The 11013-nt window shown below is 47.0% G+C and carries 13 protein-coding genes and 1 pseudogene; 7 read left to right on the forward strand and 7 right to left on the reverse strand.

Going from position 1 to position 11013, the window contains the following annotated elements; all coding sequences use genetic code 11:
* Positions 1–37: 37 nt before the first annotated feature.
* Both CS369_RS05265 and CS369_RS23050 read right to left on the reverse strand, forming a co-directional pair.
* Complete coding sequence (locus tag CS369_RS05265; RefSeq protein ID WP_244664782.1) at positions 38–1210, reverse strand: GGDEF domain-containing protein; 1173 nt, start codon at positions 1208–1210, stop codon at positions 38–40.
* Positions 1211–1216: 6 nt separating this feature from the next.
* Positions 1217–1447: a hypothetical protein gene (locus CS369_RS23050; RefSeq protein ID WP_244664783.1), complete on the reverse strand. Its 231-nt coding sequence runs from the start codon at positions 1445–1447 to the stop codon at positions 1217–1219.
* Between the two features lie 264 nt (positions 1448–1711).
* Between CS369_RS23050 and CS369_RS05270 the strand changes: the two genes are divergently transcribed.
* Entirely contained in the window at positions 1712–2284 is a 573-nt protein-coding gene (locus tag CS369_RS05270; protein ID WP_196906286.1) for a hypothetical protein, read from the forward strand.
* Between the two features lie 187 nt (positions 2285–2471).
* Here CS369_RS05270 and CS369_RS05275 read toward each other — a convergent pair whose 3' ends face one another.
* Together CS369_RS05275 and katG are read right to left on the reverse strand one after the other, a co-directional pair.
* Positions 2472–3083 carry a DJ-1/PfpI family protein gene (locus CS369_RS05275; protein WP_196906297.1) on the reverse strand — a complete coding sequence of 204 codons (612 nt, stop codon included), beginning with the start codon at positions 3081–3083 and terminating at the stop codon, positions 2472–2474.
* Positions 3084–3568: 485 nt separating this feature from the next.
* Complete coding sequence (gene katG / locus CS369_RS05280) at positions 3569–5767, reverse strand: catalase/peroxidase HPI (RefSeq protein ID WP_196906287.1); 2199 nt, start codon at positions 5765–5767, stop codon at positions 3569–3571.
* Positions 5768–6272: 505 nt separating this feature from the next.
* Between katG and CS369_RS05285 the strand changes: the two are divergent.
* A pseudogene (locus CS369_RS05285) lies at positions 6273–7226 on the forward strand (chemotaxis protein).
* Positions 7227–7290: 64 nt separating this feature from the next.
* Here CS369_RS05285 and CS369_RS05290 read toward each other — a convergent pair.
* Positions 7291–8184, reverse strand: a complete 894-nt coding sequence (locus tag CS369_RS05290; protein WP_196906288.1) for a DMT family transporter — start codon at positions 8182–8184, stop codon at positions 7291–7293.
* 267 nt (positions 8185–8451) lie between these two features.
* Between CS369_RS05290 and CS369_RS05295 the strand changes: the two genes are divergently transcribed.
* The 5 genes from CS369_RS05295 (at position 8452) to CS369_RS05315 (ending at position 10256) form a co-directional block, all read left to right on the forward strand.
* A complete protein-coding gene (locus CS369_RS05295; protein WP_196906289.1) occupies positions 8452–8790 on the forward strand; it encodes a hypothetical protein in 339 nt (112 codons plus the stop codon).
* Between the two features lie 95 nt (positions 8791–8885).
* On the forward strand, positions 8886–9164 hold the full coding sequence (locus CS369_RS05300; RefSeq protein ID WP_196906290.1) for a hypothetical protein: 279 nt from the start codon (positions 8886–8888) through the stop codon (positions 9162–9164).
* A 33-nt stretch (positions 9165–9197) separates the two neighbouring features.
* Positions 9198–9554 (forward strand): hypothetical protein, encoded by a 357-nt coding sequence (locus CS369_RS05305; protein ID WP_196906291.1) that lies wholly within the window; start codon positions 9198–9200, stop codon positions 9552–9554.
* Positions 9547–9786: a hypothetical protein gene (locus CS369_RS05310; RefSeq protein ID WP_196906292.1), complete on the forward strand. Its 240-nt coding sequence runs from the start codon at positions 9547–9549 to the stop codon at positions 9784–9786. The genes CS369_RS05305 and CS369_RS05310 overlap by 8 nt, the downstream gene beginning before the upstream one ends.
* An 80-nt stretch (positions 9787–9866) precedes the next feature.
* Entirely contained in the window at positions 9867–10256 is a 390-nt protein-coding gene (locus CS369_RS05315; RefSeq protein ID WP_196906293.1) for a CesT family type III secretion system chaperone, read from the forward strand.
* 107 nt (positions 10257–10363) lie between these two features.
* Here the strand turns inward: CS369_RS05315 and CS369_RS24450 are convergent, their stop codons facing one another.
* Both CS369_RS24450 and CS369_RS05320 read right to left on the reverse strand, forming a co-directional pair.
* On the reverse strand, positions 10364–10522 hold the full coding sequence (locus CS369_RS24450) for a hypothetical protein (protein ID WP_280514721.1): 159 nt from the start codon (positions 10520–10522) through the stop codon (positions 10364–10366).
* Positions 10467–10913 (reverse strand): Na+/H+ antiporter NhaC family protein, encoded by a 447-nt coding sequence (locus CS369_RS05320; protein WP_280514722.1) that lies wholly within the window; start codon positions 10911–10913, stop codon positions 10467–10469. Before CS369_RS05320 ends, CS369_RS24450 begins: the two co-directional genes overlap by 56 nt.
* Positions 10914–11013 lie beyond the last annotated feature (100 nt).

Below are 11013 nucleotides of genomic sequence, written 5' to 3' on the forward strand. Positions count from 1 at the left end.
CTATCCCACAAGGGCAGTCAGTGCTCGAAATAGTCGCTTACTGTACCGTCCGGTTGCGGCCTTCCCGTTTGGCGATATACAAATTTTTATCGGCGGCAGCAAAGAGTTGGTGCACATGTTGCGTCAGGTCTATCGCTGAAGAAGGCGCATAGGCAATACCGATACTCACGGCAACGGATACCGGTGAGCCATTAATGATGCAGGGTGTGTCGTGAATTTGCATGCGCAAGTGTTCTGCTAATGCAAAAAAGTCCTGCTCAGAGAAATCAAAACACACTGCCGTAAACTCTTCTCCACCGATGCGGCTCACCAAGCCCGGCTCAGGGATGGATTGCTTAATCAGATTCGCGACGTGTTTCAAAACATAGTCACCGTTATCGTGTCCGTAACTGTCGTTGATGGTTTTGAAGTGATCGATATCAACCAGCATTACATTGATGGCCGCTTGGCGATAACGGGGTATTTTCCCGTAACGGTTTAACGCATCGTTAAAGCCATAGCGCGAAAGCAGGTGAGTGAGGAAATCGTGGCTGGCCTGCATCAACAAGCGCTGATTGAGCTGGCGGATGGTTTTGGCGTTCATGGCCATCAGCAACGGGCTAAAGATGATGGCGGCGATACTGATACGGGCGATGGTGATCGCCTGCATAAACAGGGCATCCTGATGGTCATAAATCCCCTGAACATGAAGCGCTGTTGCGATCAGTTCAACAATACCCGTGCACAAGGTAATCAGGCGTATCGCCCACAACGGGTACACGATGGCGCACCAGGTGAGCGCGGGCAGGGGGAACGCCAGAATGGCAATCGGACCAACCAGCGTACCCAATCCCAGTGACAGCGCAAGAAACAGTAAGGGAATGCTGCTGCGCCAGTCTGCTTTGGGCATGCGCAACGTGAAATCGCTGCGCAGCGCCAGCAGTAACGGTAAAAACAGTACTGCGGTATAAAACTGATCACTGAACCAGTTGAGCACATCCTGTTGAAACGGCTGACGCGTTTGCTCGGCCATGTGTTGCGCGAAAGCGCCAACCAACGCACAGCAAAGAGCTGCGATCATACAGGAGGCAAACAGGTGTAATGAGGTGGTGATATCGGCTTCTTGCTGACGATATCGTTCTGGCCAACACAATAATTTGACCAGCACAAAGATAAACACCAGGTTGACACCATTAATGGTGAAGGCGCTGACGCCCCAGCCATAAAGCAAGCTATCTTACGCGATCATGGCGTTATAGGCAACGCAGCAATACCACGGCGTATTCAGGTAGTGATAGCGATAAAACAGGGCGGCAACCAGAATGTTCACGGGCCAGAGAACAGAGAGATCGATGCCTGACATACGCGCATGTGAACCTAACATGCAGCCCAGTAGTGTCAAAATAAAAACGTTAAAGCTGTTTAAAAGCACATTGTCACTTTTAAACAGTGTCAGGTTTACACGCATAATCTCTGCCCATTTCTCCACGGGATAGTGCTCTGCCTCTCAAATAGCGTGCAATCATACACGTAAACCCAAGAGCAAACAGTACCCTGCATGAAACCTGCTGGTTTTTAACGTATTGTTTTTGATCACATTAGAGGCAAATTCTCGGCATTCCGGTAAAAAAAGCCGCTAATAGCGGGATAGAAAATCCTTTTTGGCGCTAGTGTTATAATTAGAATACTGCGTGATGGCATGCGCATACTTTTTCACTGTCAGGAGTTCACCATGAGAATAAAACAGGGTATGTGCGGATTGTTGATGATGCTGCCACTGTATGGTTTGGCACAGACGACGAGTTCCGATGTTATCGAGGGTTATACCACGCAGCAGATTGCCGATGTGTTACCGAAAACGTTAGATGGCTTGCAGCGACGCACGGTTGAAGTGGTCTCGGATTACTATACTTTTCAGGTGGAATACGTTGATCCTGCTACCATGCGTAAAGTACTGGTCACGCTTTATACCTTACCGGCAGATGCAAAAGGCAATATCCCCGTGGCATCCAGCGATCGTAATTTGGACGCAGTGGTCGCCAGTGCTGAAAAAGAAATGTTGCGTCAGCGTATCAAACCGGAAATGAAAGATCTAGCGATGCCGAATGCGCCCCAATTTCGCTGCCTGCAAACGATAATGAATGAAAAAGTGGTGCACCAGGTGTGCTCAACCTTGTTTAAGGGGCGAGTGCTGGAGATCCAACCGGTCACTATGGTAAACGACAAAGCTTATGCGCCGGCGATGCAACGCTGTGAGGAGTGGGTGGTAAAACTCGGTAAAATCATGAGCAATGCAGTGAAATAAAGCACAGTAACAGGCTGGCGAGCCAGCCTGGCGTTGCTGACATCCACCGTCATTCCCGCGAAGGCGGGAATCTTTTGCCGAAGAAACGTGTTCATTCTCACAGAGATCCCAGGCTTTCGCCGAGGACGACGAGGGGAGAAAGTGACTTTGCCGTCAATCTGAGGTTGGTTCGACAACCTGTTTTGCATCAGTCAGGGTTTTCTGTCCAGTCAAACTCCAGTTGTCTGGCGGTTCTTTCTGCCAGCGTACGTCCCGCAAAACGCTCGACCAGATGCAGGCTCATATCAATACCAGCAGAAATCCCTGCTGATGACACAAACGCCCCTTGATCAACCCAGCGCACATCACTTTTCACGTCCAAGTTCGGGAACATCATCTTCAAATCGGCAATGTCTTCCCAATGGGTGGTTACCGAACGGTTGTCAAACAGTCCGGTTTTGGCGAGCAAAAAAACACCAGTGCAAACAGATGCAGTAATGGTTGCTTGCGAGATTTGGCGAGTAAGCCAGTCAATAACCGCGGTTTTTTCTATCTCTGCGGTAACCACCCCGCCGGGGACAATCAGACAATCCAACGCAGGGTGATCGTCGAGGGCGTAGTCGGAATCGATCTTTAATCCAGCACGTGCGCGCACTGAGGCACGCTTTTCTCCGAGCGTGAACACGCTAAAACGCGGTTCGGATCCACCTGCCACACGCGTTGCGCAGGTAAAGACTTCATAGGGCCCTGCAAAATCTAATACCTCAACATTATCAAAACATAAATTCCAATTTGCAGCGTCATTGCCGGCTCTCCGCAGGAAGGGTCATCTTTTGGATGGTATAACCTGGTGCAGAAAAAAGAAACGTCAAACCAGCAAGCACATAGTGCTTACAGGTAGGGTTATGGTAGTTGCTTATTCCGAAAATTAAGAAATGCTACATATTTTCGTACTGCCATTATCACTCTGTTGTAGTATATGCTGGTATGTATTTCTCGTTTACTTGGTATCAAATTTCGGCACGTTTTATTGCGTGCCACTTTAGCGTGAGGTATTTATGCAACGACAGAAGTGGTTTAGCGTGTGTGTCCTAACTATTCTGCTGATGACGACAGGAACCTGGACTTTGCACTTTTTCTTGGATGGCGGGGCTGTCAAAGGGATTGCCTGTTACTTTGTAAAACTGATGAGCGGAATTACGCCACTGGCGGCAATCCGCTCTGTGGTTATGCCCCAACATGGCCCTAAGATCATGTTGGGACGCCAGAAGAGCCTTACTGCACGATCCTAGCTCCGAATAACCGCTACACCAGATCGAAACGATCCAGATTCATTACTTTATTCCAGACAGCCACGAAATCGTGCACAAACGATGCCTGCGCATCAGAACTGGCGTAAACCTCCGCCAGCGCTCGTAGCTGTGAGTGTGAACCGAAAATCAGATCTACGCGTGTTCCTGTCCATTTTGGCTGACCCGTGGTGCGATCGCGCCCTTCAAACAGTGTGTGCGATGCATCAATCGGGTGCCACGTGGTATTAATATCCAGCAAGTTGATGAAGAAATCAGTGGTCAAGGTGCCTGGACGTTGGGTAAAGACACCGTGCGCTGTTTGCCCGGTATTGATATTCAGTACGCGCAACCCGCCGAGCAGCACGGTCATTTCCGGTGCTGTAAGGGTAAGCAACTGCGCCTTGTCCACTAGCAATGCTTCTGGACTGATGCTGTATTGCGCTTTCTGATAGTTGCGAAAACCATCGGCAATGGGTTCAAGTACGTCGAATGAGGCGATATCGGTTTGCGCTTGAGAGGCATCCATCCGTCCAGGAGTAAAAGGAACGCTGACCGATTGGCCTGCGTGTTGCGCAGCTTGTTCGACGCCCACGACGCCACCCAGTACGATGATATCGGCCAGTGAAACACGTTTGTTGCCTGATTGTGCGTCATTAAATGCGTTTTGCACGCGTTCCAGAGCGCTCAACACCTGCGCCAACTGTGCGGGCTGGTTCACTTCCCAATGGTTTTGTGGGGCAAGACGCAGACGCGCGCCGTTAGCGCCACCACGTTTGTCTGAACCACGAAACGTGGATGCGGATGTCCAGGCCGTTGCGACCAACTGCGATACGCTTAGCCCCGTTGCCACAATCTGTTGTTTCAGCGTGGCGATATCCTGCCTGTTGATCAGTTCATGATTCACTGCGGGGATCGGGTCTTGCCAAATGAGTTCTTCGCTCGGTACTTCTGGACCCAGATAACGTTCGCGTGGCCCCATGTCGCGGTGAGTCAGTTTGAACCAAGCGCGCGCAAAAGCGTCGGCAAATTCCTCGGGATGTTCATGGAAGCGGCGTGAGATTTTCTCATAAACCGGATCAACGCGCAGGGAGAGGTCGGTGGTCAGCATGGTGGGAACGTGGCGCTTTGTCGCATCGTGAGCATCAGGTATTTCTCCTGCGCCCGCGCCATGTTTGGGTTGCCACTGGTGTGCGCTCGCCGGGCTTTTAGTCAGTTCCCATTCGTAGCCAAACAGATTTTGAAAGAAGTAGTTGCTCCACTGCGTAAGAGTTTGTGTCCAGGTGACTTCCAGTCCACTGCCAATGGTGTCGCCGCCTTTCCCACTACCGAAACTGCTCTTCCATCCTAATCCTTGTTCTTCGATGCCTGCGGCTTCCTGTTCGGGCCCGACCAATGCGGCATCGCCTGCGCCGTGTGTTTTGCCGAAGGTATAACCGCCAGCGATCAATGCCACGGTCTCTTCGTCATCCATTGCCATACGGCTAAAGGTTTCCCGAATGTCTTTGGCGGCGGCGAGAGGATCGGGGTTGCCGCCGGGACCTTCCGGGTTGACGTAAATCAGGCCCATTTGTACCGCAGTCAGCGGGTTTTCCAGATCCCGTTCACCAGAATAACGTTTATTATCAGCAAGCCAGGTGGTTTCCGCACCCCAGTAAACATCTTCTTCTGGTTCCCACACGTCGTGGCGACCGCATGCAAATCCAAACGTTTTAAAGCCCATGGATTCTAATGCTACGTTACCGGTCAGGATCATCAAATCGGCCCAGGAGATGTTTTGACCATATTTTTGCTTGATCGGCCATAGCAACCGCCGTGCCTTATCGAGGTTTACGTTATCAGGCCAACTATTCAACGGAGCAAAGCGTTGCTGTCCAGCTCCTGCACCACCGCGGCCATCGCCAGTACGGTAGGTTCCGGCGCTGTGCCAGGCCATACGAATAAACAATGGGCCATAGTGGCCGAAGTCCGCAGGCCACCAGGGCTGGGAATCGGTCATCAAGGCATGGAGATCTTTTTTAACCCCCGCCAGATCGAGACTGTTGAAGGCGGCGGCGTAATTGAAATTTTTACTAAGAGGGTCGGAGAGCGGGCTGTGTTGATGGAGTACTTTCAGACTGAGCTGATTTGGCCACCAATCCTGATTCCTGGTGCCGTTGCTCGCGGTAGGTTTGCTACCACCGCCAGAAAATGGGCATTTGCTTTCAGTTGTCATGCAATATCTTCCTTTGCTGATGAGTTCCATGGGGCCTGGCACAAGGTCGCCCGGTACAGTGCTGTGGACACATTAAGCGTAGTCATCTTGTGGACATTGTTAAAATCGAAAAAGGCAACTATTACGATAGTTTTTATCTATGTTTATTTATGAATCGATAGGTCGAGTGGTTTATGGCAAGGTAGGAGATGACAAAGCACGCTGGGTAGCCGGCAGGTTAGCACGTCGGCAGATTTTTATGTCTGAAGAGTGAACAGTAAAAAACAAAAGCCACTGAAATAAATTCATAAATATTATAGTTTTATAATATCTCATTGATTTTAATGGCATGAGGTTGTTACTGAAGCGCTCATGTTTTTGTCGATAGCGGTCGATAACAGATAACAGGGAGTTGAAGAATGCCACGGATAGCTTACAGTGAAAGGGCTGTACCTTGTCATCTGAACTCGGACGACGCGCGACACCTCGCTACTGCACATAAATACGCATTCTTATTGAGGGTATAATGGATAATTTTCAAAAAGAGATAGATGAGAGAACAAATCTCACTTCCTCCAATAAATTTGAACTGCTGTTGTTCCGTTTGGGCCCCGCTACGCAGGGTGCCGAGTCTGAGTTGTACGGTATCAATTTGTTTAAACTACGCGAAATCGTGCCGATGCCCTCGCTGACCAAAGCGGCGGGCATGAAACCGCCGATGATGGGTATGGTGAACATTCGCGGGCAGGTCATTCCGGTTATCGATCTGCCAGCGTTGCTGGGCTGCGAGCCAAGCACTGGATTGAACATTCTCCTCATTACCGAGTATGCGCGCAGCACGCAGGCTTTTGCCGTGGAATCGGTGGATGATATTGTGCGTCTGGACTGGAGCCAGGTGCTGGCCGCTGAGAATGGGGTTAATTCAACCTACATTACCAGCATCGCACGATTGGATGCCGATAAATCCAGTAATCGCCTGGCCTTGGTACTGGACGTAGAATAGATTCTGCACGACATGAATCAGGTCGATCGCGACATCAAAGAAGATAAATTGAAAACCAAAGGGTTCCGCCTGAAACCGGGCACAGTAGCGATTGTGGCAGATGACTCCAAGGTGGCTCGCTCCATGCTGGAACAGGGCTTGAGCGTCATGCAGATCCCCACGTTGATGCATGTCACTGGTCAAGAGGCCTGGAACAAGATTCAAGCGATGGCGAAGGAAGCTCAGCAGGAAGGGCGTCCGATTACGGATAAGATCTCCTTTGTGCTGACGGACCTGGAAATGCCGGAAATGGATGGTTTCACGCTGACCCGTAACATCAAGCGTGATGAGTTCCTTAAAAAACTACCGGTGATTATTCACTCTTCACTCTCTGGCAGCGCCAATGAAGATCAAGTGCGCAAGGTGGGCGCGGATGCTTATGTGGCGAAGTTTGAAATTAATGAATTGGCAGAGGCGATTCACTCTGTTTTAGACTGATATTGTTGCCAATATTGAATATTCATGCCGCTGGTGCTTTGGTGTGCATCCGCGGCATTTTACATTATGCCTGTTGTGGTGTTTTGGAACACAGCCAGATACCAAAGACAATCAGTAGTGCGCTGACCAGATGAAAGGTTTCCAGCGTGGTATTGAGGAACACCAGACTAAATACCCCGCCCGATAATGGAATCAGGTGGGTATAGATTTCTCCCCGCGTCGCGCCAATATCGCCGATACCTCTGTTCCAAAAGACATAGGAGAGCCATGACGGGAATATTACCAGATAGGCCAACCCGGTTAAAAAATCCCCGCGAAAGTAAGGCGCTACGTCGAGAGAGGGAAGGTCGATGACATGAATAAACACTAAGGGAATAAGCAATATTGCACCGAGCAGTGCGCTAACGTCCACAAATGCGTTGCCCGGTATACTTTTATCTTTTTTCCTTAAAAAAGTGCAATAGAACGCCCAACTGAGCGCCGATCCCATTGTCCATAAATCTCCCCGATTGAGCGCGCTAAAGGTTTCAGGCGTGGAGAGTTCTCCCTTTACCACCAGATATAACACGCCACCGGTGCTGAGGATGACGCCGAGCATATTGTTACGAGAAACAGGATCGTTGAATACTAAACGGTTAAGCAATAGTACGACGACTGGCGTTACTGACATGTAAATTGCAGCGTTTAACGATGTGGTATATTGCAAGCCAATATAAAGCGTCAAGGGAAAAAGGACTTGCCCGCATACGGAGAGAAAAAACAGGATCCCTATCGATGCCCGCATCGTTGGCCAGTGCTGTCGCACCTGTTTGAAATAAAGGGTCATCAACAGGATCGCGGTAATAGCCCAGCGCGCTTGTGTCATGATGATTGGATCGGCTCGTGTAACCAGAACATGGCCAACAACGTAATTTCCCCCCCAGAATAGGGCTGCCATGGTGAGTAAAAGATAAGGCATGATTCCATTCTCTTAATTAGTGTATTGGCGATGATTTATCATTGGTATAAAGTTGGCAATGATAAAAATCAATAATGATTAATTTAAATAACTGTTTGTTTACTGATGGGGGCGCTGTTTCCATTTTTCGAAAACATTATATGTGATGATGGGATTGATTTTTTATGAATTTATAGTGTTAACGCCTGATTATAAAATAGTGAGTGGTGATTATTATTTTGTTGGATATTAATAATATACCATTGATTTGATGATATTGAAGGGGAAATGCCGCATTGTATCACGTTTAAAGAAGTCGATCTCAGCTATTCTCATTTTGTGAGTGTCTGTGATAAATCAGAGTCTGATGATGTTATTCGATTAATAAGAAATAATAAGGGCGAAGTTTGTTTGTCATCGAATTACTCTATAGCTGAACATGCTATATTGTTTGTTTCTAAGATTCCATGGCTCTCTGATTTTAAATGCATATCTAACTATAAACAAGAAATTGAGTTCCAGCAACACGATGCAGTTATAGCTTTTTTAGAAACATTGAATAAAGGGTTCGGTAATACGTTTTCACTTGACCGTTTGCCAGAGGTTAAATCTGGGGGGGGTATTTGAAATGTAAGAATATTACTAAGTACTTAACATTAGCATCTAAAATAAACCCTTCATCATTTACCGCCAAATATTGTAATCAAGAAAACCTTATATTTATGAAAGAAGGACTGGTTCATAATTTTCCAGAAATTAACAGGGAGTTTTATGATTTTCTATCTGGAAAGGATGATGGGGTTTTAAAAAAATCCCACGATGAAATAAACCATCAGGTAAATGAAATTTTACAAGCTAATAGAGTCCCTGGTAATATTTATAATGCCATTAAGGCCCGGATGTTGGAGTTTTTAAATATAAATGCATTAGGGAATAATTATTCGTTGGACGCTCTGAAATGCTATTTTTATACCTTATCTGGTTCGAATAAAAAGAAATAAGGCCTTAACCAGGTTCCTGAAAAACCGTTTGCGTTGAAAATGAATGAAAGGTTAGCTCTACTCAATATATCTATAGGTGATGATTCGTGTGCATTAGATAACTTGCTCTGCGATGTTTTTTTACTCAATGATAAACTAAAATTAAAAAGTAGTGAAGATAAAAATCTGTTGTGTAGCGGTATGTATGCTTATTTAGCGAAGCAGTTCTACGATGGCCTTATAAGAGACTCTATCGATAAAGCGAATTTAGAACGGGGGCATTCTGAGCATCTCGCTCCATTATCAGTTCCGGTAACACCTTATGGTTTGCCAGAATCGTTATCAGATACGTTAAGTATTGACAGTTTTTTTAGTTCAGTATGCAGTGAAGACGATGATATCTTTGGCTGACAGTGATTATTTTCCACCAGCGCCAACGCCAGAAGAACTTGAACTTTTACAGGGTGATTTGTCAGATATTGATGATTTTTCTCCACCACCAACAGCGGAAGAACTTATTTTATATCAAGAGGCTCCATCAGAGCCCTATGAGATAGATAGTCTTTACGGTTCAGCGTCAGACGAATCCAGTAGTGATAATGAAGCCTATTTAACAGGTAGAGAAACTGCGAGGCTATTATAAGCAGTAATGTATTTTTTGATTTCATACTTTCAGATATGTTAAAGGAAAATAAAATTTTACATCTATCGGGAGGGAGATTAATGACAAATGCTGGTTCGGAAAGACAAATTCATTTTTTAGGTGAAAAGCTAGGGTTAGATCTTAAATTAGATGAAAAACAACAGATTTTATTATTAATCGATGGTAAATACCCAGTGTCACTACAACTTGATGATGGGAAATGGTATTTTTATGGCATGGTGCGCCATTTGATAAATGAAGATATTCCATGCGCTTTCTATCAAAAAATTCTCATAGAGAATTTTAAAGAATTACGCTCAGGAATAGGGAGTCTGTGTCTAAATGAATCATCTGATATTCTCATGTACGTCGGTGGGGCTGGAAAGACGAATCACAATGCGGATGAGTTGTACGAAAGTTTAAATCAGTATATGCAGCGTTTGGACAGTTTGCGTGCAGCCTGGGAGTAAGAGTGGTTTAGAAAGGTCATTCGTCACGCAGAAACAGTAGAAACAAATTGGAAAACCTTCCCTGCGAAAGGCTGCGAGCGGGGAAGATTGCCGTTATGGCATTGCATTTAATCTGAGTTGGCTTGTGTCGAATTTGCGGCAGTGACGAGAATGGGCTTAATATTTATTCCAGTGATGCCCAATGCCAGCGTGATCAGCGGGGCGGCAATGTTAAAGATGGCAAAAGGCATGTAGGCCATGGTAGAGACACCGAGCACAGCCGCCATATAAGCAACACAGGAGCTCCAGGGAATCAACAGCGAAGTAACAATACCCGCAAACTGCTCTGGAAAGGTTTTCCGGTGCCAACCCTCGTCGGGCAAATTCAGATTTGAATAAGCGAGTGGGTAAGAGCAGAGCAATGTATTGATCGCCTGCGGCAATGTTTAAACCAATAGCCGTAGCAACGACCGAGGCAATCAAGCGGCCGACCGTTCTGGCCCGTAATAACAGCAGTGTAACCAGTTTGTTCCGCAGACCAAAATCATCCACCATAATGCCAAAGGTAACTGCACCGATGATGGGCCAAATGGTCAGCAACATGCTATCCATGCCACCGCGCGACAGCAGCGCATCGATCTGCTCAATCCCTGAATTCTCTTGAAAACCTGTTGCCATTGCTGTCCATATGGCTTTTATGGCAAGCAGTGGTGCTGTAAGTATCCCGGTAAACCGAACCATTCACTTTTAGAGATCTTCTGACATACTGATTATGTCC

Origin of the sequence: Candidatus Symbiopectobacterium sp. 'North America' (assembly GCF_015762685.1) — a bacterium.
GTDB lineage: Bacteria > Pseudomonadota > Gammaproteobacteria > Enterobacterales > Enterobacteriaceae > Symbiopectobacterium.